The 22,408-nt window shown below is 53.6% G+C and carries 21 protein-coding genes and 2 tRNA genes; 19 read left to right on the top strand and 4 right to left on the bottom strand.

Translation table 11 applies throughout. The annotated features are described in order from the left end of the window. Position 1: 1 nt before the first annotated feature. The 15 genes from hslV to HNR65_RS05375 all read left to right on the top strand — a co-directional run bounded on the left by hslV (position 2) and on the right by HNR65_RS05375 (position 14,366). Positions 2 to 565, top strand: a complete 564-nt coding sequence (gene hslV, locus HNR65_RS05445; protein WP_181550442.1) for an ATP-dependent protease subunit HslV — start codon at positions 2 to 4, stop codon at positions 563 to 565. Then, complete coding sequence (gene hslU / locus HNR65_RS05440; RefSeq protein WP_181550441.1) at positions 562 to 1,950, top strand: ATP-dependent protease ATPase subunit HslU; 1,389 nt, start codon at positions 562 to 564, stop codon at positions 1,948 to 1,950. The genes hslV and hslU overlap by 4 nt, the downstream gene beginning before the upstream one ends. A gap of 43 nt (positions 1,951 to 1,993) precedes the next feature. Continuing rightward, entirely contained in the window at positions 1,994 to 2,887 is an 894-nt protein-coding gene (argB, locus tag HNR65_RS05435; protein ID WP_181550440.1) for an acetylglutamate kinase, read from the top strand. Further along, entirely contained in the window at positions 2,884 to 4,089 is a 1,206-nt protein-coding gene (locus HNR65_RS05430) for an acetylornithine transaminase (protein ID WP_181550439.1), read from the top strand. The genes argB and HNR65_RS05430 overlap by 4 nt, the downstream gene beginning before the upstream one ends. Before the next feature lie 11 nt (positions 4,090 to 4,100). Then, positions 4,101 to 5,009 (top strand): ornithine carbamoyltransferase, encoded by a 909-nt coding sequence (argF, locus tag HNR65_RS05425; protein ID WP_181550438.1) that lies wholly within the window; start codon positions 4,101 to 4,103, stop codon positions 5,007 to 5,009. 49 nt (positions 5,010 to 5,058) lie between these two features. Beyond that, positions 5,059 to 6,270 (top strand): argininosuccinate synthase, encoded by a 1,212-nt coding sequence (locus tag HNR65_RS05420; protein ID WP_220128294.1) that lies wholly within the window; start codon positions 5,059 to 5,061, stop codon positions 6,268 to 6,270. 8 nt (positions 6,271 to 6,278) lie between these two features. Next, positions 6,279 to 7,682 carry an argininosuccinate lyase gene (gene argH / locus HNR65_RS05415; RefSeq protein ID WP_181550437.1) on the top strand — a complete coding sequence of 468 codons (1,404 nt, stop codon included), beginning with the start codon at positions 6,279 to 6,281 and terminating at the stop codon, positions 7,680 to 7,682. Positions 7,683 to 7,684: 2 nt separating this feature from the next. Further along, the gene (locus HNR65_RS05410; RefSeq protein ID WP_181550436.1) at positions 7,685 to 8,164 is read left to right on the top strand and encodes a hypothetical protein; all 480 of its coding nucleotides are present in this window, start codon (positions 7,685 to 7,687) and stop codon (positions 8,162 to 8,164) included. Next, on the top strand, positions 8,161 to 8,691 hold the full coding sequence (gene folK / locus HNR65_RS05405; RefSeq protein WP_181550435.1) for a 2-amino-4-hydroxy-6-hydroxymethyldihydropteridine diphosphokinase: 531 nt from the start codon (positions 8,161 to 8,163) through the stop codon (positions 8,689 to 8,691). Before HNR65_RS05410 ends, folK begins: the two co-directional genes overlap by 4 nt. Before the next feature lie 29 nt (positions 8,692 to 8,720). Further along, positions 8,721 to 9,365: a fructose-6-phosphate aldolase gene (gene fsa / locus HNR65_RS05400; protein ID WP_181550434.1), complete on the top strand. Its 645-nt coding sequence runs from the start codon at positions 8,721 to 8,723 to the stop codon at positions 9,363 to 9,365. A 65-nt stretch (positions 9,366 to 9,430) separates the two neighbouring features. Further along, complete coding sequence (gene pgsA, locus HNR65_RS05395; protein ID WP_181550433.1) at positions 9,431 to 10,024, top strand: CDP-diacylglycerol--glycerol-3-phosphate 3-phosphatidyltransferase; 594 nt, start codon at positions 9,431 to 9,433, stop codon at positions 10,022 to 10,024. Between the two features lie 83 nt (positions 10,025 to 10,107). Beyond that, positions 10,108 to 10,182: transfer RNA gene (locus HNR65_RS05390), tRNA-Gly, on the top strand. Between the two features lie 30 nt (positions 10,183 to 10,212). Continuing rightward, positions 10,213 to 10,287 (top strand) — tRNA-Cys (locus HNR65_RS05385). A 977-nt stretch (positions 10,288 to 11,264) separates the two neighbouring features. Further along, a complete protein-coding gene (locus HNR65_RS05380) occupies positions 11,265 to 13,355 on the top strand; it encodes a sensor domain-containing protein (protein WP_181550432.1) in 2,091 nt (696 codons plus the stop codon). A gap of 204 nt (positions 13,356 to 13,559) precedes the next feature. After that, positions 13,560 to 14,366 carry an epoxyqueuosine reductase gene (locus HNR65_RS05375; protein ID WP_181550431.1) on the top strand — a complete coding sequence of 269 codons (807 nt, stop codon included), beginning with the start codon at positions 13,560 to 13,562 and terminating at the stop codon, positions 14,364 to 14,366. A 98-nt stretch (positions 14,367 to 14,464) separates the two neighbouring features. On the opposite strand, the gene HNR65_RS05370 is transcribed toward HNR65_RS05375, so the two are convergent. From HNR65_RS05370 to HNR65_RS05360, 3 genes are read right to left on the bottom strand one after another with little or no spacing between them, the layout of a single operon-like run. After that, a complete protein-coding gene (locus HNR65_RS05370; protein ID WP_232364659.1) occupies positions 14,465 to 16,567 on the bottom strand; it encodes a copper-translocating P-type ATPase in 2,103 nt (700 codons plus the stop codon). Between the two features lie 29 nt (positions 16,568 to 16,596). Then, complete coding sequence (locus HNR65_RS05365; protein ID WP_181550430.1) at positions 16,597 to 16,734, bottom strand: hypothetical protein; 138 nt, start codon at positions 16,732 to 16,734, stop codon at positions 16,597 to 16,599. A 32-nt stretch (positions 16,735 to 16,766) separates the two neighbouring features. Continuing rightward, positions 16,767 to 16,928: a YHS domain-containing protein gene (locus tag HNR65_RS05360; RefSeq protein WP_181550429.1), complete on the bottom strand. Its 162-nt coding sequence runs from the start codon at positions 16,926 to 16,928 to the stop codon at positions 16,767 to 16,769. Positions 16,929 to 17,291: 363 nt separating this feature from the next. Here HNR65_RS05360 and HNR65_RS05355 point away from each other — a divergent pair, with 363 nt between their 5' ends. From HNR65_RS05355 to HNR65_RS05345, 3 genes are all read left to right on the top strand, one after another. Next, positions 17,292 to 17,840, top strand: coding sequence for a type 1 glutamine amidotransferase domain-containing protein (locus HNR65_RS05355; RefSeq protein ID WP_181550428.1), 549 nt, complete (start codon positions 17,292 to 17,294; stop codon positions 17,838 to 17,840). A 15-nt stretch (positions 17,841 to 17,855) separates the two neighbouring features. Beyond that, on the top strand, positions 17,856 to 18,845 hold the full coding sequence (locus HNR65_RS05350; RefSeq protein WP_181550427.1) for a zinc-dependent alcohol dehydrogenase family protein: 990 nt from the start codon (positions 17,856 to 17,858) through the stop codon (positions 18,843 to 18,845). Between the two features lie 270 nt (positions 18,846 to 19,115). Next, positions 19,116 to 19,514 (top strand): Rieske (2Fe-2S) protein, encoded by a 399-nt coding sequence (locus tag HNR65_RS05345; protein WP_181550426.1) that lies wholly within the window; start codon positions 19,116 to 19,118, stop codon positions 19,512 to 19,514. A gap of 103 nt (positions 19,515 to 19,617) precedes the next feature. Here HNR65_RS05345 and HNR65_RS05340 read toward each other — a convergent pair whose 3' ends face one another. After that, on the bottom strand, positions 19,618 to 21,273 hold the full coding sequence (locus HNR65_RS05340) for an FAD-dependent oxidoreductase (RefSeq protein WP_220128293.1): 1,656 nt from the start codon (positions 21,271 to 21,273) through the stop codon (positions 19,618 to 19,620). Positions 21,274 to 21,530: 257 nt separating this feature from the next. Between HNR65_RS05340 and HNR65_RS05335 the strand changes: the two genes are divergently transcribed. Then, a complete protein-coding gene (locus tag HNR65_RS05335; RefSeq protein WP_181550425.1) occupies positions 21,531 to 22,385 on the top strand; it encodes a hypothetical protein in 855 nt (284 codons plus the stop codon). Positions 22,386 to 22,408: the final 23 nt, after the last annotated feature.

Here is a 22,408-nt window from a genome sequence, read left to right as displayed (position 1 = left end):
TATGTCTGAAAATCCTCACGGCACCACCATACTGGCGGTGCGGTATAACGGCTGTGCAGCCGTGGCCGGAGACGGCCAGGTGACCCTGAACAATTCGGTGATCAAGCACCAGGCCAAAAAAGTGCGCCGGATTTACAATGACCGGATCATTGCCGGGTTTGCCGGGGCCACGGCTGATGCCCTGCATTTGTCCGAAAAACTGGAGGGCAAGCTGGAGCGCTACAACGGCAACCTGACCCGGGCGGCCGTGGAACTGGCCCGGGACTGGCGGACCGATAAGTATCTGCGGCGCCTGGAGGCCATGATGATCGCCGTGGACGCCGCCCAGATGCTTTTGATATCCGGAAACGGAGATGTGATCGAACCGGATGAAGGCGTGATCGCCATCGGCTCCGGGGGCGTGGCCGCCCATGCCGCAGCCTCGGCACTCATGCAGCATGCCCCGGCACTGGAATTGACCGCCGGGCAAATTGTGCGCCAGGCAATGGAGATTGCCGCCGGCCTGTGCGTGTACACGAATCACGTGTTTGTAATCGAAGAAATTCAGGAAAAAACCGCCTTATGACGGACTTAAAGCCACAGCAGATCGTTTCCGAACTCGACAGATACATCATTGGCCAGCAAAATGCCAAAAAATCGGTTGCCATTGCCCTTCGAAACCGTTGGCGCAGGCGTCACGTGGAGCCGGATCTGCGCGATGAAATCGCTCCGAAAAACATCATTCTCATCGGCCCCACAGGGGTGGGCAAAACAGAGATTGCCCGCCGTCTGGCCCGGCTTACGGACTCGCCGTTTTTCAAGGTGGAGGCTTCAAAATTCACCGAGGTGGGCTATGTGGGCCGGGATGTGGAATCCATGGTCCGGGACTTGCTGGAAATGACCATTAATCAGTTAAAAATCCGCGAACAGGAAGCCGTGCAGCCCAAGGCAAAGGAAATGGCCGAAGAGCGGGTGCTGGACATGCTTTTGCCGGAAACCGGTGCAAGCACCCCGGTCCAGCGCCAGCAACCCCATGCCGCGGGAACGGATTCGGAATCCGGCACTGCCCGGCAGGGCACTTCCGCATCTGCCACCCGGGAAAAATTGCGCAGGATGCTCAAGGATGGCAAGCTGGATCACCGGCCCGTGGAGATTGAAACCCAGGACAAGTCCACGCCCATGATGGAGATTTTCTCCAACTCCGGCATGGAGGAAATGGGGATTAATTTCAAGGATATGCTCGGCGGGCTCATGCCCAGGGGGTCATCGAGGAAACGTCGGACCACCGTGGCCGAAGCCATCGAGATCCTCACCCAGGAAGAGGCCCAGCAGCTGGTGGACATGGACAAGGTCACCAAGGACGCCATTGAAAAGGTGGAACAATCCGGCATCATTTTTCTCGATGAAATCGACAAGATCACAGCCGGGCAGGGCGGGGGGCAGGGCCCGGATGTGTCCCGGGAGGGCGTTCAGCGCGATCTGCTGCCCATTGTGGAGGGAAGCACAGTGACCACCAAGCGCGGGCCGGTTCAAACCGATCATATCCTGTTTATGGCCTCAGGGGCGTTTCATACCAACCGCCCCTCGGATTTGATCCCGGAGCTTCAGGGCCGATTTCCCATCCGGGTGGAGTTAGACTCCCTTGGCAAAGGTGATTTTGTGCGGATTCTCACGGAGCCGCAAAACGCGCTGCTTTTGCAATACATTGCGCTTTTGCGCACAGAGGGCATTGATTTGTCTTTTGCAGACGAGGCTGTGGATGAAATCGCCGGTTTTGCCGAGACGGTCAACAATGAAACCGAAAACATCGGGGCCCGGCGGCTGCATACCCTTATGGAGCACCTGCTGGCCGATCTGTTGTTTGAGGCCCCGGACACGGCCGAGAAAAATATCGTCATTGACCGGGCTTTTGTGAATGAAAAACTCAGAGACGTACGCCAGGACCAGGACCTGAGCCGATACATCCTGTAACTGGCGGCATCGTTTTGCCGGCACCAAAACGGAAAAAACAGCCATGACCCCAAATGTTGCAGACATCCTTATAGAGGCGCTGCCGTATATCCGGTATTTTTCCGGTATGACCCTGGTGGTCAAGTACGGCGGCAATGCCATGGTCGACGAGCAGCTCAAGGAGGACTTTGCCAGAGACATTACCCTGATGAAGTTCATCGGCCTGCATCCGGTGGTGGTCCACGGCGGCGGCCCCCAGATCAACAAGGTGCTCGAGCGCATGGGCATCAGCCCGAGATTTGTCCGGGGCATGCGCTTTACCGACCAGGAAACCATGGATGTGGTGGAAATGGTGCTCGGCGGCAAGGTCAACAAGTCCATTGTGGCTCAGATCAACCGGCAGGGCGGCAAATCCGTTGGCCTGACCGGAAAGGACGGCGGTTTGCTTCAGGCGGAAAAACTGCAGATCATGCACCAGCCGGACGAAAACAAGCCCCCTGAAATCCTTGATCCCGGGCTTGTGGGACGGGTTACCAGTGTCAATTCCGAACTGATCAGCAGTTTAAGCGCTCAGGGATTTATCCCGGTGATTGCACCCGTGGGCGTCGGCGCGGCCGGTGAGACCTTTAATATCAACGCAGACCTGGTTGCCTCCCGGGTAGCCGGATCCCTGAAATCCGGGCGCCTGATTTATCTCACGGACGTGGACGGATTAATGGATGCCCGTGGCAATCTGGTGACCTCTGTGGACGCGCCGACAGTGACGAAGATGATCCAGGAGGGAACCATTTCCGGCGGCATGATTCCGAAACTCGAATACGCGCTTGACGCCCTGGAAAACGATGTGGAAAAAGTACAGATCATCAACGGCACCAAGCGCCATGCCCTGCTTCTGGAACTTTTCACAGACCAGGGCATCGGCACACAGGTTACAGCACAATCAGGGATGGAAAAATGAGCAAAGACTATATCCAGCGGGCCGACAAGGTCGTGGCCAGTACCTACAAGCGCTTTCCTCTGGTGTTTGAACGGGGCCGGGGGTGCACCCTCTGGGATATTGAGGGGCGGCAGTACACCGATTTTGTGGCCGGCATTGCCGTGTGCAACCTTGGCCATGCCAACCCGGAGATCTCCCGGGCCCTTTCCCGGCAGGCGGACAAACTGTTTCACGTATCCAACCTGTTTTATACTGTCCCCCAGGTGGAGCTGGCGGAATGGCTTGTGGGACGATGTTTTGCTGACCGGGTGTTTTTCTGCAATTCCGGGGCAGAGGCCAATGAGGCCGCCATCAAGCTTGCCCGCAAAACTTTTTTCGACCAGGGTGACTTCAACCGCTGGCGAATTGTGGCCATGGACCAGTCCTTTCACGGCCGCACATTTGCCGCACTTTCGGCCACGGGCCAGCAAAAGGTGCGCGAGGGCTTTGAGCCGATATTGGAAGGATTTGATTTTGTGGCCTTCAATGATATAGAGCAGCTCGCAGCCGCTGTGACGGACAAAACATGCGCTGTTCTCCTGGAACCGGTCCAGGGCGAAGGCGGGATCCGGTGCGCGGACCGCCAGTATCTCAAGGACGTGCGCCGGCTCTGTGATGAAAAGGGGATCATGCTGATTTTCGATGAGATCCAGACCGGCATCGGCCGAACCGGAAAATTATTCGCCCACGAGCATTTTGACGTGCAGCCCGATATCATGACCCTTGCCAAGGCTTTGGGAAACGGTTTGCCCATCGGCGCCATGCTGGCCACGGAAAAAGCCGCTGCCGCATTCACGCCCGGCGCCCATGCATCCACCTTTGGCGGCACGCCCGTGATCACCGCGGCTGCCCTGGAGGTGCTTCGCATCATTGAAGCCGAAAACATCCTTGAGCACTGCCAAAAAGTCGGCGATTACTTCAAGTCCCGGCTGGAGTGGCTAAAAGACCGGTACCCGGTTGTCGAGGAGGTCCGCGGGGTAGGCCTGATGCTGGGCATGAAGCTTTCGCAAAAAGGCGCCCCTGTAGTAGAGGCCTGCATGGATAAGGGACTTTTGATCAACTGCACCCAGGAAAACGTCCTGCGTTTTGTGCCGCCTCTGGTGATTACCGCAGAAGAGGTGGACCGGCTCGTGGTATGCCTGGACGATATCTTTGCCGGTACCGGTACAACTGAAACCTGCTAGAGGAAAAAGATTTGAAAAAAGACCTATTGACGCTGGCGGACCTGGATGCGGCAGATATGGACCTGCTGCTGTCCCGTGCCAGGCAGCTCAAAAAACGGCATAAAAAGGGGATTCAGGACTGGTCCCTGATTGGCAAAACAGTCGGCCTGATTTTTGAAAAAGCCTCCACCCGGACGCGGATTTCCTTTCAGGCCGCAGCCGCCCAGCTTGGAGGAACATCGCTGTTTATCAGTTCGGCCGACACCCAATTGGCCAGAAATGAGCCTGTGGCTGATACGGCAAGGGTTCTGGAACGTTACCTGGATGCGCTGGTGCTGCGCACCTATTCACAGGACATTCAGACCGAATTTGCGCGCGTGGCCTCCATTCCGGTCATCAACGCCCTTACCGACCTGTATCATCCATGTCAGGTGTTAAGTGATCTGCTCACTGTGCTGGAATACAAGGGCCGGTTTCAGGGGCTGAAAGTCGCCTGGATCGGAGATGGCAACAATATGGCCCATTCCTGGATCAATGCTGCGGCGGCGCTCGGGTTCGAACTGGTGCTGGCCTGCCCGCAAAATTATATGCCTGATTCATCCGTGATCCACGGCGCCGGAGACAAACGATTTATCCGCGTGGTTCATGATCCGGCAGAGGCAGCATCCGGTGCGGATGTGATTAACACCGACGTGTGGGCCAGCATGGGGCAGGAAGACCAGGCCGAGGCAAGACAGTCCGTGTTTGAACCCTTTCAGGTCAATTCTGGGATCATGGACCGGGCCAAAAAAGATGCCATTGTCATGCACTGCCTGCCGGCCCATAAGGGGGAGGAAATCACGGAGGAGGTCTTTGAAGGCCCTCAGTCCGTGGTATGGGATCAGGCGGAAAACAAGCTTCATATGCACAAGGCGATCCTGGAAACACTGATTAACCGGTAGGTGATACCCGCCTGTTTTACAGGTCAGGAAATCAACAGGAGAAAATATTTTGGAAAAAAAGATCAACAAGGTCGTTTTGGCCTATTCCGGCGGCCTGGACACATCCGTGATTTTAAAATGGCTGGCTGAAACCTATGATTGCGAGGTCATCGCTTTTGCCGCAGATATCGGCCAGGGCGAGGAACTCGATCCCATTGATGAAAAAGCCAGAAAAACCGGGGCATCCGTGGTCTACATTGATGACCTGAAAGAAGAGTTTGTGCGCGACTACGTGTTTCCGGCCTTCCGGGCCAACGCCATCTACGAGGGCCAGTACCTGCTGGGCACCTCCCTGGCCCGTCCCCTGATCGCCAGGCGCCAGATGGAAATCGCACATGAGCAAAACGCCGAGGCCGTCAGCCACGGTGCCACCGGCAAGGGAAACGATCAGGTTCGCTTTGAGCTGAGCTATTACGCCATTGATCCATCCATCCGGGTGGTGGCCCCCTGGCGGGAGTGGGATCTCAATTCCCGCACCGCACTGATGGCGTTTGCGGAAAAACACGGCATTGCCGTGACATCCACAAAAGAAAAGCCCTACAGTACGGATCGCAACCTGCTGCACATCAGCTATGAGGGCGGAATCCTGGAAGATCCCTGGAACCCGCCGCCCGAAGACATGTTCGTGCTAACTGTATCGCCGCACGACGCCCCGGACAAAGCCGAAATCATGGATATTACCTTTGAAAACGGCGACCCGGTTGCCATTGATGGGCAAAACCTTTCCCCGGCCCGGCTGCTTGCGGAGTTAAACCGCCGGGGCGGGCAAAATGGCATCGGCCGGGCCGATATAGTGGAAAACCGGTTTGTGGGCATGAAATCCAGGGGCGTGTACGAAACCCCGGGCGGTACCATCCTGCGCGCGGCCCACATGGCCATGGAGTCGATCACCATGGACCGGGAGGTCATGCATTTGCGCGATTCCCTGATCCCCAAGTATGCAGAGATGATCTATAACGGGTTCTGGTTTGCCCCGGAGCGGGAACTGCTGCAAACCATGATTGATGAGACCCAGAAAAACGTATCCGGCCTGGTGCGTCTGGAGCTTTATAAGGGGAACTGCCGGGTGCTGGGCCGCAAATCCGCGCATTCGCTTTACAGCGAGGATTTTGCCACGTTTGAGGACGACACGGTTTACCATCAAAAGGACGCCGAGGGTTTTATCCGGTTAAACTCTCTGCGGCTTCGGATTCGCAAACTCATGGAAAAACAGGGGGCATAGATTCCGTCATGAGCCTCAAACCCTGGGACGGCCGGTTTTCCGAGCCCACTGACAAGGCCGTGGAGTCCTTTACCGCATCCATTGACGTGGACCGGCGTCTGTACAACTATGACATCGACGGCAGCATCGCCCACTGCAGAACTCTGGCCCGGGCAAAAATTTTAACCCGGCAGGAGGCCGTGGACCTGGAAGAGGGCCTGGAAAAGGTCCGTCAGGAAATCGCCAGGGGTGAAATGGCGTTTTACGACCGGCTTGAAGACATTCACATGCATGTGGAAGACCGGCTTTCCGCCCATGTGGGCGACCTTGCCCGGAAACTGCACACCGGCCGGAGCCGAAACGATCAGATCGCCGTGGATGAGCGGCTCTATCTCAAGGCTGAAACCCGGGGCGTTCTGGTCCAGCTCAAGGATTTTCGAACTGCACTGGTGGACCTGGCAGAAGCCAACATCCATGTGGTCATGCCCGGATATACTCATTTGCAGCGGGCCCAGCCGGTATTGTTTGCCCATCACATGATGGCCTATTATGAAATGGTGAGCCGGGATTTTGATCGGTTTGCCGCCGCCCTGGACCGGATGGATGTCATGCCCCTTGGCAGCGCGGCACTTGCCGGCACCACCTATGACCTGGACCGGGCTTACACAGCCGGTTTACTCGGGTTTTCAAAGATTTCCGAAAACAGCATGGACGCGGTATCCGACCGGGATTTCATGCTGGAGTTTGCGGCTGCAGCCAGCATCTGCATGACCCATTTGTCCCGCCTGTCCGAGGAGTTGGTGCTGTGGTCTTCGGCGGAATTCCGGTTTGTGGAGCTTCCGGATGCATTCTGTACCGGCAGCAGCATCATGCCCCAGAAAAAAAACCCGGATATCCCGGAGCTTGTCCGGGGACGCACGGGCCGGGTCACGGGCAACCTGGTCAATTTGCTGACGTTGATGAAATCTTTGCCCCTTGCCTATAACCGGGACATGCAGGAAGACAAGGTGCCCCTGATGGAAATTGTTGACACCTTAAAAGCCTGTCTGGATATCTATTCCCGGATGATTCCCAATATCCGGGTCAACCCGGAGGTCACCGAAAAAGCGGCCAACAGCGGGTTTCAAAACGCAACCGATCTGGCCGACTATATGGTGGCAAAGGGCATGGCCTTTCGCCAGGCCCATGCCTGCGTGGGAAGGGCCGTGGCCTATGCCCTGGATTGCGGCAAAGAACTTCACGAGTTGAGTCTGCAGGAGCTGCAGCAATTTGATCCGGGCATTGAAGAAGATGTGTATGAGGCCATGTCCGTTGCCCGGATGATCGACAGAAGAAAGGTCTACGGCGGCACGGCCGGGGCCAACGTATCGGCCGCCATTGCCCGGGCCCGAAAACATCTGGTCAATTCGGCATCTGAAATTCCTGGAGCATAAAAATGACACCAGGCCATCAGCGGACGATTTTTATAGTATGGAAAACAGCTGCTTTGGTGGCGGCAATTCTGATGCTTTTTGCCGCTTCCTGCGGCAAAAAGGGGCCGCCAACGCCGCCCAAAACCCTGTCCCCGGCTCCGGCCGTCGATCTGGCGCTTGTGCAGCAGGACGGCGGGCTTTTGTTAACATGGCACCTGCCTGAAGGCTGGCAGGCCGATTATGCCCGGCCGGCCGGATTTATCGTGGAACGTGCCCTGACCCCCAAAGAACTGGACTGCCAGGGATGCCCGGTGCGCTTTGAGCAGGCAGCGCAGGTGGATTTCCAGGAGGGCCGGAGCAGAATTGATGTGTGGCGATTTACCGATGCCCTGCGGCCGGATATGGTCCAGCGCTACCGGGTGATCAGTCTCGGGGAAAAAGGGGCAAAGTCCAGGCCGTCTGAGACAAAGACCTTTGATCCTGAGTCAGACAGCGGCTCATGAGCCAGGCGCCGGATGAAAAAAAGTATATCGCCTATATCGCGGTGGGCGCCAATCTCGGCGACCGGGTGGCCGCCTGCCGCCAGGGCGCAAAAATGCTTGTGGAAAACCGGGATATGCGGATTTTTGTCCATTCCCCTTATTATGAAACCGCGCCCATGGGCTATGACGATCAGCCGTGGTTTGTCAACGCGGTGTTTGGCGTGGAAACCGGGCTGGAACCAGCGCAATTGCTGGCGCGGTTAAAAGAAACGGAAAACAGGGCAGGGCGGGACCGCAGCACAATCCGGTTCGGCCCCAGGGTGCTGGACCTGGACCTGATTTTTTTCGAAAATGAAATCATCCATGGCCCGGATCTGGTGGTGCCGCATCCGCGGATGCATCAAAGGGCCTTTGTGTTGCGCCCCCTTGCCGACATTGCCCCGGAGCTGATACACCCGGAACTGGGCCGGTCGGTCCGGGAACTGCTTGCCGATCCCGGTATTGCTGCCCAGGGCTGCGAGCGATTAACCCTGAATCCGACAACTTGAATTCTGAACCTTGAACGAAGGAGTCCTTGATGAAGTTTTTTATTGATACGGCCAATGTTGACGAAATCCGCGAAGCCAATGAAATGGGAATGGTTGACGGTGTGACCACCAATCCCAGCCTCATTGCCAAAGAAGGCCGGGATTTTAAGCAGATTATCAATGAAATCTGCGAAATCGTTGACGGCCCCATCAGCGCCGAGGCCGTGAGTCTGGATGCAGAGGGCATGGTTGCCGAGGCAAGGGACCTGGCAAAGATTCACAAAAACATTGTTGTGAAAATTCCCATGACCATTGAAGGCATGAAGGCTGTACGCACCCTGGCCGGAGAGGGTATCCGCACCAACGTGACTCTGGTATTTTCCCCGCTTCAGGCTTTGATGGCCGCAAAAGCCGGGGCCAGCTATGTGAGCCCGTTTGTGGGCCGGTTAGACGATCTGTCCCAGGAGGGCATGGACCTGGTTGAGCAGATTGTGAGCATTTATGAAAATTACGGGTATCAGACCGAGGTGATCGTGGCCAGCATCCGAAATCCCCTGCATGTGCTGGAATCCGCATTGATCGGAGCCGATATTTCAACCATTCCGTTTTCCGTGCTCAAGAAGCTCGCCGCCCATCCGCTGACCGACAAGGGCATTGAGGCGTTTCTCAACGACTGGGAAAAGGCTAAAAAGTAAGAGTCCAAACCGGGGCAGCCGGCCTGCGTTTTGCGCTCCGGCTGCCCGCAGCCAAAGGGACGATCATGACCGAAAAGCCCCGTTTTTTTTCCGTCCGCATTCTGGGCCACCCCAACAGCCTGACACTGTTTCGGGTGGCCGCTGTGCCACTGTTGATTCTGCTGATGCTCTTTGAAAATCGCATCTGCGGCATTCTGGGCGCCCTGGTGTTTTCGGCAGCCGCCATTACGGATTATTTTGACGGGTATGTGGCCCGCAGATACGGCCTGGTTTCGAGTATGGGCAAAGTGCTTGATCCCCTGGCAGACAAGCTTCTGATTTCCTCTGCATTTATCATGCTCGTGGCACTGGGCCGGGTGCCGGCCTGGGCCGTGTGTATCATCCTCGGGAGGGAACTTGCCATCACCGGCCTTCGAAATGTGATTGCCGAGCACGGCCAGGACGTATCCGCTTCCATGCTGGGCAAATACAAGACCGGTTTCCAGATCGCCGCGGTGATTCCCCTGCTGATCCATTATGTCTACTTCGGGCTTGATTTTCAGGCAGTTGGCATTGTTTTGTTCTGGATCGCCCTTGTGATTACGGTCTGGTCCGGTGCTGACTATTTCATGCGCTTCTGGAAGTATATATATGAGGGCTCCGGCGGGAGCAAAACCTGAAACATCCCGTCACGGAAAACAATGCAATTTTTTATTGACAAGAAAATCAAAACCCCTTATTAGTGGGATCACAATTTCGATGAGCGGGAATAACTCAGTGGTAGAGTGCAACCTTGCCAAGGTTGAAGTCGCGAGTTCGAATCTCGTTTCCCGCTCCATTTTTATTTCTGGGGTTTGATTTTTTTCAAGGCGGCATAGCCAAGTGGTAAGGCAGAGGCCTGCAAAGCCTTTATTCCCCGGTTCGAATCCGGGTGCCGCCTCCATTTATTCCTTTCTAAAATCAGCTAGTTAAAATTTTGAAAGGGACAATTTTCGGTGTCCATTTGGTGTCCACCCTGGACCCCTGGGTCCACCCCTTATTTCGCCTTATCAAACTTGATAACCTCATCTTTTTTCTTCCCAGCCGCCTTTTCCCGAATTTTCTTCAAAGATCCCTGGTAAATAACCTGGTCAAATGACCTGGGAGTACTTAAAGAAATGATTAATCTGTTTGACTATAAAAAAATAAAGAGCCTTATTCATTGGGTAGCCCTTTCATAAGAATCTCCTCTCATTCCTTAGAGAAAGCCATCTGTTTGAGTTTTCCTTATCCATCAAGGTTGAGGTTATCCGCCAGCGATTTAAGACCAGTTCATACTGCTTTTTATCTGCAATCCACCCTTTAAAAGCCTCATCAGTATTTATCCTCTAAAGTCCGTCCATCTGTATACTTTTGGTTGTCGGAAATGACATAATCCAAGTGGTTTACCCCTTGGATTAAATCCTCTGGGCGTCTTGCCGATATGATGGATAACATTGATTAGCGTTTTATCTATCGCTGCATAACGTCAGAACGCAAATTCCCATTAATTGGGATGATGTAAAGATTTTTGATATTTTCTGAATAGTTTCGAACACTACCATTTGATTGCCAAAGAGGGTTAAAGTAAAAATTATATTAAATGTGTTAAAAGCTTCATTCGGAAAAAATGCGGGATGGATTCGTGGTTCAGCACAGCACAACGCTTGTCTGCGACGCCTTATCTCCGGTGAGCTTCTCTGTGAAACCCATCCTCGCCGAGCCCTTGGTACGACCGATGTGTTTGAGACTCCGATTAACTTTTTCGGAATTTCAGTTTATGTCCCAGCATCTACCGGATGCCCCAAAATTTTTTCATAACCTTTATTCATCCTGACAGTGACTTAAAAATTGGGCCTGTCAAACTTAATCTGATTCGGTAAACAATAACAGGAGTCCACGATGATTGACCGCGGCGCCAAAAATACGGATTTCAGCCATGATCATCCGCAAGAACCGATTATTTCCTCTGAAGTTCTGATGGATGCACCCATCGGCATCTTCACCTCTTTACCCGAAGGCAGACTGTTATCGGCCAATCACACCCTGGCCCAAATGCTGGGATATGAGGCTTCCTGTGAGCTGATCGAGGTGATAACGAATCTTGCACAGAACATCTATGCCCATCCTGAGGACAGAAAGCAGATGAAAAACCTTCTGGAAACACGGGGAGAAATCCATGATTACAGGTGTCAATGGGTTGACCGGAATGGCCGGATTTTTTGGGTGTCTATTCATATTAAGGCCATGAAGGCCAAAAAAGGAAAGACCGCCTTTTATCAAGGATTTGTCACTGACATTACCGGCCGAAAAGAAGCGGAAGAAGAGATGGAACTGCTCATGGCGGCTGTGGAGAAGGCTTCGGACTGGATCATCATTACAGACACCAATGGCATGATCCGTTATGCCAACAAGGCTGCAGAGAAACTCAGCGGCTATGCCAAAGAAGAACTCATCGGAAAGACACCCCGCATATTCAAGTCCGGAAAACACGACAGACAATACTATAAAGAGATGTGGGATACCCTCCTGGACGGCAATACATTTCAGGGGATTCTTACCAACAGGAGGAAAGACGGCAAGCTTTTTGAAATATACCACACCATTACCCCTGTGCGAACAGATGCGGGGCAGCTCAGTTTTTTCGTGGTGACATCCAAAGACCTCACAGAGCAGAGAATTCTGGAAAAACGGATCAATCATCTGGCCCATTATGATCCGCTCTCCGGTCTGCCAAACCGGAGGCTGTTTTTGGAACTGCTTTCTCAGAGCATGGGATTGGTTGAAAAAGACAAGAATCTGGTTGCGGTTATGATATTGGACCTGGACCGTTTTAATCTGATTAATGACACATTGGGTCCCTCATGCGGGGATGCTGTGCTCAGGGAAACCGCAAACCGGATTAACAGCGTATCAGATGAAAAAAGCATTGTTGCCAAAATCGGAAGTGATGAGTTCGGCATTATTTTGTCAGAAATATCCCAAACAGAAGAGGTCCTGCGATATGTGCGAAAATATCTCAAAATTGTCTCACAGCCAATGTTGATCGAGGACAATGAACTGCTGGTCACCGTGAGCATAGGTATTTCGGTATATCCAAATGACAGCGAAAATGCGGAAGAACTCATGCAGTATGCCAATCTTGCCATGTCCGATGTACGAAGCCAGGGGGCCAATAATTACCAGTTTTATGCCGAAGGGATGAACATCCGTGTCTCAGAGTTTGTCCACATGGAAAAGAAACTTTATGACGCTTTGTCAAATAATGAATTTTTTCTTGTTTATCAACCTTACGTGGATACCCAAACTCACCATGTCAGGGGGATGGAAGCCTTGATTCGCTGGCAGAGCCCTGAAAGCGGAGAAATTCTGCCGGGCAAATTCATTCCGGTGCTTGAAGAATCAAGGCTTCTGGCAGAGGTCGGAGAATGGATAGTAAAAACAGTTTGCCGGCAAATCGCCTCATGGCAGGGAAAGGGTCTTAATGTAGTACCTGTGGCCGTTAACTTTTCCTCAATACAGTTCAAGCAAAAGGGCTTTTCAGCGCATCTGTCGGATATCATCCAAAAAGCAGGCATAGACCCCCGGCTTTTGACATGTGAAATCACGGAAAGCACTTTCATGGAAGATGTAACAAACACCCGCGAAACCCTCGAGGCTATCCGGGATCTGGGAGCGGCTGTCAGCATTGATGATTTCGGGACAGGGTATTCTTCCCTCAGTTACCTGAAGCGACTACCGGTAAATAACCTCAAAATTGATATTTCCTTTATTCGAAATATTGCTCAAGACACGGATGATGCAACAATTGTATCCACGATTATCTCCATGGCACATCACTTAGGGTTGAAAACCATCGCCGAAGGTGTGGAAACCGGGGAGCAGTTGAAAATTTTGCGGCTGCTGGGCTGCGATATGATACAAGGCTTTTACTTCAGCAAGCCGGTCCGGGCTGCTGTAATTGAGGACAGACTGTCAAAGCCGATTGCTTGAGAGCAGCTTGAATCAATTATAAATGGGTTTTGATCAGGGAACGCACCCTTATTTTGTTTGCTGATGCAAAGACTTTAATGGACAGGACGATCCTGCTCCCAAAGCCGGAATACTGAACGGTAATAGCTCCGGAATACTGAACGGTAATAGCTATAGTGCGCGATTTTATATTTACACCGGAGGCCAGGCACTCACGGTCGGAACTTGCATTTTCACGGTTTTCGTGCAAAAGATATTTTTGACGGTATCAATTGGCAGGCCCTAAAAAACACGGGAGAGAATATGACCCAACATCGCCAACTGGCCGAGGAACTGATTGCCGAGGCAGAAAAGCAGGATGGCTTTAGAGCAGGGATTGCAGCTATCGATGAAGTGTTGGGTGGCCCTTCCTACAAGGCTGTATCTGTGGGAAACTGGAAGACCAACCATTCAGAAAAGGCTACTCCATGGCTGCCAGACGCCCGCTCTCTTCTGGTGCTGGCCATGCATCATCCAGAAAATGACCCAGGGCTGGACTGGTTTGACCGCGGCAATACCGCGGGAAACCGCCGAATGACCAAAATATCTGAGGAGTTAGGCTCCTGGCTATTTAGGAGCCATGGGGTTCGTGCACAGCCGCTGCCCTACCATGTGGAAAAAGGCGGGGTGTATCTGAAAGATGCTGCCGTGTTCGCAGGACTGGGGGTCGTGGGGAAAAACAACCTGCTGCTGGACCGAAAATGGGGACCCAGAGTCCGGCTTCGCGCGGTATTGATCAAAGGCCGTCTTCCGTCCGGCCGTCCGCCGGAAGATTTCCAGCCCTGCCAAGGATGTGCCATGCCTTGTCGAAAAGCCTGCCCCGAAAATGCGTTCGCCCTTGGACAATATGACCGTCCGACCTGTATCCAACGACTCGATTCCAATCGTGCCCATCCTATTGAGAGCGGCCAAAGAGATTCTGAAGGCTCTCCGATCCTTGTCACCGAATGGTGCCGGAGTTGCGAATTCGCCTGCCCGGTAGGAGAAAAATAGCCGCAATGTTGGCTTTTTAAAGGTTCGGCTTCCTTGTATCTGAGGTAAACTTGAAAATTGATAAGTTCAGGTTTCAGAATATCCACGGCCTGCATCGTTCATGTCGAAATCTTTAAAAAACGGGCGTTTATCGCCACTATCACGGTGCTCAAAGACATGAGAATGGCACCTACGGCCGGTGAGAGAAGAATGCCCCAGCTATAAAGAACACCGCCTGCCAATGGTATGGCAAAGGCGTTATAGCCCGTGGCCCATGCCAGATTCTGCAGCATCTTCCGATAAGTCGCCCGGGACAGGTCCAGAATGGCCACTGCATCCATGGGGTTGCTCCGCACCAGGATGATATCGGCCGCCTCCACGGCAACCTCCGTGCCCGCACCGATGGCAATCCCCACATCGGCCTGGGCCAGGGCCGGCGCGTCATTGACACCGTCTCCGGTCATGGCCACGATCAGGCCGCGGGACTGGACCTCTTTCACTTTTTTGGCCTTGTCCTCGGGCAGCACCTCGGCGAAATAGTCATCCAGGCCGATTTCTTCTGCCACCCAGCCAGCCACCTGCTTGTTATCGCCGGTGAGCATCATGCACTGGATGCCCATCTGCCTGAGTTTTGAAATCGCCTGTCTGGATTCTTCCCGGATGATGTCGGCCAGCGCCACGGCGCCGACAGGCGTCTCGTCAATCAGGATAAACACAACGGTTTTGCCATGGGCGTTTAATTCGTCAATCCGATTATCATCGACAGATAAATCGTTTTCCCGGAGATAGCCCGGGCTGACCACTTTCACATGCCTGCCTTCAACCCGTGCCTGTGCGCCCTTGCCTGTAATGGATTTGAAGTCTTCGGCTTTTTGTGGTTCTTCCACCCCTTCGGCGATTGCCTGTGCAATGGGGTGTTGGGATTGAGATTCAACGGCTGCGGCATAACCGATCAAATTTTCCTGGCTGTAATCATTTGAAAAGCTTAAGATTTCGGTCACGCCGAAACGGCCTTCGGTCAGGGTTCCGGTTTTGTCAAAAATAATGGCTTCGATGTTTCGCCCCCGCTCGAAAGCGGCCCGGTTTCGGATCAGCAGGCCGTTTTTGGCTGAAACCGCGGTGGAAACGGCAACAACCAGGGGAACCGCAAGGCCCAGGGCATGCGGACAGGTGATGACCATGACCGTTACTGTTCGCTCCAGGGAAAAAGCAAAATCTCTTCCCATAAACGCCAGCCAGATCACCAGTGTGATCGCCCCGCAGGTGAGCGCAATGATGGTAAGCCACAGAGCGGCCCGATTGGCCAGATCCTGGCTTCTGGACTTGCTTTGCTGGGCCTGCTCCACCAGGTCGATCATCTGGGACAGGTATGAATCCTTGCCGGTTTTCTGCACCGTGATTGTTAAAGATCCTTCGCCGTTGACCGCCCCGCCGATCACTTTTGTGCCGGCGCTTTTGGAAACCGGCATGGACTCGCCGGTGATCATCGACTCGTTGACAGCACTCTGGCCTTCTGAGACCTCGCCGTCCACGGGGACTTTTTCTCCGGGTTTGACCAGCACCCGGTCGCCGGCCTGAATCTCTTGTATGGAAACATCCTTTGTGCTGCCGTCATCCATGACCTTATGGGCATCTGAGGGCATGAGCTTTGCCAGTTCCTCAAGCGCCCGTGACGCCCCCATGACCGAACGCATTTCGATCCAGTGGCCAAGCAGCATGATGTCGATCAGGGTGGCCAGCTCCCAGAAAAACACTTTGCCGGCAAGGCCGAAGACCACGACACTGCTGTAGATATACGCCGTGGCAATGGCAACGGCGATCAGGGTCATCATGCCGGGCTGGAATTTTTTCAGCTCGTCAAAGATCCCTTTTAAAAACGGCCATCCACCGTAGAAAAAAATTGCTGTGGACAGGGCAAACAACACGTATTGATCGCCCGCAAACCCAAGTTCCTCCAGCCCCAGAAAAGACTGGATCATGGGGGAGAGAAACAACACGGGGACTGTGATGGCAAGGGATATATAGAAGCGTTTTTTGAAATCCGCCACCATGTGGGCGTGATGATCCCTGTGGCCGCCATGGCCGGAATGTGCCTTGTGGTGCCCGGAGGGAGCTTTATCGTGTCCGGATTGGCCGCCATGTGACCCGCCTGAATCATGCGGCTGATCTTGCCGGCTGTGCGCTTTCAGGTCTTGTTCTGATTTATCCTGTGCTTCTGTCAAAACATGCTCCTTTGAACCAATGATCTTCCTTAGACCTCGTTGAGTTGCTCAATGACTTCTTTAAGCTTCTTTGCTGAATACTGAAAAATGGCCACTTCTTGGTCGCTGCGATCCATGAACAGCTGACGTTGAATCCCGTTTTGACTGAGCATCACGGGCAGGCTCATACAGACGTCACCGATACCATAATATCCATCAATCAGGCTTGAAGGGGTTTTTTCGCAAGATATAGATCCGGATTGCTGGAAAATGCCTCCCGGCATGCCCGGGTACAAAAGCAATAGGGTTTTTCCATATAGCGGAACTTGTGCTGGGTCTTTCGGTCCTCGACCTCCATGCCACATACTGGACCTCTTGTCATTTCTGACTCCTTTCTTACGGTAAGGGTAAGTCTATCAGCATTATTATGCAATTATTCTGACCGTGGCTGACTTTTGTTGTTGATTTGCACAAGCGCGGTTATTGTATATCCAATCGTTTTTTCATTGCCGGATGATGAATCGAAACCTGAGTAGGTGCGATTATGACCTTCCCTGATCCAGAATACCACCGGCACCTTTTTTTCATTTTCAACCCAAACTGAGCGCTTTTGAAACTGTTCCTTGAATGGCCGCAGGCAGTGGTATCGACAACGCCGCTGCTCGGCATTATTTTATTAAACAAGCTGTGTTCCACATCGTCGGCTTTTCGCGGTGGTGCAGCAAACGATTCAAAGGAGGCGGCAATGCTGCTTGAAGGAAAGACCATCGGCATTCTCGTGGGCCCCGGATTTGAGGATCTGGAGTTCTGGGTTCCTTATATGCGCATGAAGGAAGAGGGTGCCGCTGTCAAAGTGATTGGAATCCGTGCGGGAGAGAAGTACCCGAGTAAAAGCGGCGGGCTTGAAGCAATAAGCGAAACAGACCCGCAATCGGTGACCGCCGATCTGTTGGACGGACTCATTGTGCCGGGCGGCTGGGCGCCGGACAAACTGCGCCGCAACGGGGATATTCTGCAGCTGGTGCGGGACATGAACAGCCGGTACAAAATCCTGGCCTTTATCTGCCATGCCGGATGGGTGGCGGCCAGCGCGGGCATCTGCAAGGGCAGAAAGGCCACCGGCAGTGTCGGCATCAAAGACGACATGGAAAATGCCGGTGCCGCTTGGGTGGATACACCCGCCTTTCAGGAAGGCAACCAGGTATGGGGGCGCGTGGTGGCAGACATCCCCGATTTCTGTCGAACGCTGGTCGAGGCCTTGTCAAAGCCTTTCCCGGCCTCGGGCAGCCAATAGAAAGGGAGGTGAATAATGGCCAGGGTCGTCCGTTTTCATCAAACAGGCGGACCGGAAGTACTGCAGATAGAGGATCTGCCGGCGGAGGAACCGGGTCCGGGCGAAGTGCGAATCAAAGTCGCGGCCTTTGGTCTCAATCGGGCTGAAGTGCTGTTTCGGCAGGGGCTCTATTTGGAGCAGCCCAAGCCGCCGTCGCGAATCGGATATGAGGCCTCCGGCGTGGTGGATGCGGTAGGACCGGATGTGACCGGCATCCGCGTGGGCGACCGGGTTGGTACGATACCCGGCTTTTCCATGCGCAAATACGGCGTCTACGGAGAAAGCGCCGTGGTGCCGGCCCATGTGGTTGCCGCCCGCCCGGACAATTTGTCAAGCGTTGAAGGTGCAGCCATCTGGATGAAGTATATGACCGCCTATGGCGCCCTGGTGGAATACGGGAAAGTGTCGGCCGAGGACAGCGTGATCATCTCCGCGGCCAGCAGCAGCGTGGGGCTGGCGGCCATCCAGATCGTCAAGGCGGCCGGGGCAACCGCCATCGCCACCAGCCGGGGGGCGGCAAAGAAGCCGGATCTGCTCGCGGCCGGGGCCGATCATGTAATCGTCACCGAACAGGAGGATGTGGGCCGGCGCACCCAAGAGATCACCGACGGCCGCGGGGCCCGCCTGGTGTTTGATCCGGTATCCGGGCTGTTTCTGGAAAAGCTGGCCAAAGCTGCAGCCCGCGAAGGCATCATCTTCGAATACGGATCGCTTTCCATGGAACCGACCCCGTATCCCCTGGCCGAGGCACTGGGCAAAGGGCTCTGGATCCGGGGCTATACCCTGTTTGAAATCACCAGCCATGCCGAGCGGCTGGAGCGGGGCAAAAAATTCGTCTACGACGGACTGGCCGCGGGCCATTTGAAACCCGTCATTGCGCGCACCTTCACGCTGGAGGAAACGGCTGATGCCCATCGCTACATGGAAGCCAGCGGCCATTTCGGAAAAATTGTTGTGACCGTATAGCACCTTTTCGGGCCGATCCTGGCACTTTCAAGCATACGGCTACGGCCCGCTCAGGCTGTTCAAACTCCTTGTAATTGCTTGACTGAATATGCCGGCGTACTTTATCATGGAAACTCTTTCCTGGTAATGGGTATTTATTGTTTTTGGGCAAAACAGCAATACGCAAACGGAGTTTTTTTCAACCCCCTGTTATTGCACCCCATTCATGAGGCATAAAAAAAATACACGCAGATAAAGTCGGCAAAATTCTTTTAGGCAGGGAGATTAACGATGAAAATTTTTAAGCGTATCTTTGGGATTTGTGAAACAAAGTCGCCAGAAAACCCGGACTGTTGGAGGTATTTGAGCGAAAGGGCGGAACTTGAGCTATCAAAAGTGCCGGAACTCAAAGAAAGGGGTACCGCTATTCGTCTTGAGGGTAAGGGACTGCCGAATCGAGTTCTTGTAGTGCACGGGAGCGACGATGAATTTTATGCTTTTGAAAATAAATGTACGCATTTTGGCCGCCGGTTGGATCCCTTGTCTGGACAACAACGAATTCAGTGCTGCAGTTTAGGGAAATCCACGTTCGATTACGCAGGAACCAATGTGTCTGGAACAGCAAAGGAACCAATAAAATCATTTCCTGTTGAAAAGCGAAACGGAGCTTTAATAATCGAGCTGACGTAACCCGGATGCCAATTGGGAAAAAGCGCCAGGGATTAAGAAGTCTCAGGCGAAAGGCCAGATAATGAACGCCTTTTAATCTCTTTTTGACGCCTGTGTTACAAATTTACTGCCCTGAAGACTGTTTATCGGCTTGCTTCTGCCAGAACGGGTGGATCAGGTCTTCAAAAATGGTCAGGGCTGCGGCCGAACCCTGGCCGCTGGCAATCACAATCTGATTGAAGCCGCCGGTCACATCGCCGGCCGTATAAATGCCATCAATGTTGGTCCTGTGGTTTTCGTGGGCAATATAGCCCTGGGGGGTCAGGCGAACCCCGAGTTTTTGCGCCAGATCCACTGCTGGTTCGTATCCGATGGCAACAAAAACCCCGTTTGCTTTTACTTCCTGCACTTCTCCGGTCTGGTTGTTTTCCAAAATAATCTTTTGCACGCTTCTCTCCCCCAGTATCTCCCTGGCTTCTGTGTTGTAGAGTACCGGAATGCTGTTTCCGGTGATCTGGCGGGCCAGGTAGTCCTGAGCGTCAAGACGGTCTTTCCAGTGCACGAGGGTCACTTCCACGCCGATATTGTGCATGTGCAGGGCATCGGTTGCCGCACTGTCGCCGCCTCCCACAATAATTACCTTACGGCCCTTGAAAATGGGGCCGTCGCAAGTGGAGCAATAGCTCACCCCGCGCCCGGAAAGCCGGGACTCACCCGGAATGTTGAGCTTTCGGTTCTTTGCGCCGGTTGCCAGTAAAATGGCCCTGGCAAAAAAATTTCTGCGGTTTGTCTTTACGGTAAACGGCCGGGGTTGGCTCGGATCCTTATCCACTTCAAGCACTTCTTCACCCTGGAAAATCCGGATGTACTCCAGGGCATGGGAGACCATCATATCCACCAGCGCCTTGCCGCCCACCTGGTTGAAACCGGGATAATTTTCAACCACCGGCGTGGTGGCCACCTGTCCGCCCAAAGCCTCCCGTTCGATGATCAGGGCATGAAATCCACTCCTGGCCGCGTATATGCCCGCACTCAGACCGGCGGGTCCGCCGCCGATGATCACAAGATCCGCCTCCACTTCAGGGGCGTCATTGTCCGGTATAAAAATGTTTTGCTGTTCCATTTTGAGCAGGGAGGCGGCAAACAGCTCTTCGGTCTGAGCGCCCAGGGCGATAAGGGTTTCGTTGGCAAAAGCCTGGGGCACGGACTGGGCATCATATTGCTCTGCAATCTCTGGAAAGGCCTGGATGTCGATGATCTCCAGGGAAACCTGATCCGGGCGGGCCATGGCCGCCTTGATGGCATTGATCGCCTGTTGGGGGCAATAGGGGCATGTGGGGCTGACAAAAACTTTCACATGCCGGGGGCTGGTAATCTGTTCCAGTACCGAGGCGGCATCCTCTCCAAGATTGGGATTTTGAAAAGCCAGCAGCAGAATCAGTTCCACCAGGGTCCGCCCTTCTTCTCCCGCCGGAGCGCCCAGCCATCGGACATTTATGGTTTCGGGCGCAAAGACAATGGTGGGAGAATGAACAACGCCGTATTTGTCTGCCAGGGAATGATCCAGGCCATAAGTTTTGACGATGATTTTGTCGTTGACCTTTCCCACCAGCTGCAGCACCTGCCGGGCCAGGTCATTGTAGGTTTCGTTTTTGTTTTTGCGGGTAAACAGGTAAATATGTACCGGTTTTTCAACTGCGGAGAAAATCCGTTCAAGCTCTTTTCGGGTATCCTCATGGTGGTGCTCGTGGTCATGGCCGCCGTTGTTTTGTTCAGGCATATCACTGGACTCCTTGCATGGTTGTGGCGAAAACCGATAAGTCAACCGGGTGAATTTGTTTTTACAAATAATGGGCATGAAGTCGATTTTTTGCAAATCACTGAATCCATCACAACAGCCGGCAACGGAGAGTCAAAAAAATAGGGGATTGATCTGTTTCATGGTTTCGTCGTATACAATTAACAGAAAAGCAATACAGCATGTAAGGCCGGGTTTTTTCGGAATTTTTCAGACAACTTCACAAAGGAGGAAAGTGCATGAAACTGCAGATGACATTGACGGCTGCCGCCATTTTGGGCCTGGTGGTTTTAATTCAGCATCCGGCTTGGTGCAGTGAAAGTGAAAACAAGGAGACCGGGGTGGCTGAGCAGGTGCAGGAAACCATGGACAAGGCCGAAGATGCCGCAGAAGTTGCAAAACAAAAGGTTTCCGGCCTGATCCGGGACGCTGAAGCTTTTTTTGCCAGGGGGGAGCTGGAGGATCTCAAACGGGTGGTTGAGATTTACGAAGAGGTGCTTGAGGATGACCCGGACAATTTTGAATTCAACTGGAAATGCGCCCGGGCATGCCGGTACTACGGAGATCTGGCCCAGAAGCGGCAGGTTGACGGTTGGAAGGACATCTGTGCTGAATACGGCAAAAAGGGTATGAAATATGCCGCCCGGGCACGGGAACTGCAACCGGACAAGCCCAACGGGTATTATTACTACGGCCTGTGCGTGGGCACGTATTCAGACGGGGTGGGACTTATCACCGCCCTGAAAGAGGGGCTGAAGAACAAAACGCAGGAGAATCTGAAAAAAGCCTATGAAATAGACAAAGATTTTGAAAACGGCGGCCCAATCGTGGCCCTGGGCCGGTTCTGGCAGGTAGTGCCCTGGCCCTACAATGACAAGGACCGTGCCCTGGAGTTATACCGGGAGTTTCAGGAGACCGGATATTTCAAAACTGCGCACGGTGTTGCCGCCCATGTGTACATGGCTGAGATATTAATGGACAAGTGGGGTAGCGAGCCCAAGGAAGAGGCCCGGGATTTGCTGAAAGAGGCGATATCATTGACGGAAAATCCTTATTGGGAGAACAAGGCCCGGCAGATGATAGGTGAATTATAACGCAGAACGCTCGCCCGGAGAGG

The sequence above is a fragment of the Desulfosalsimonas propionicica genome (assembly GCF_013761005.1).
GTDB lineage: Bacteria > Desulfobacterota > Desulfobacteria > Desulfobacterales > Desulfosalsimonadaceae > Desulfosalsimonas > Desulfosalsimonas propionicica.
The sequence above is the reverse complement of the archived record's forward strand: the minus strand, read 5'-3'. Positions and strand labels throughout refer to the sequence as shown.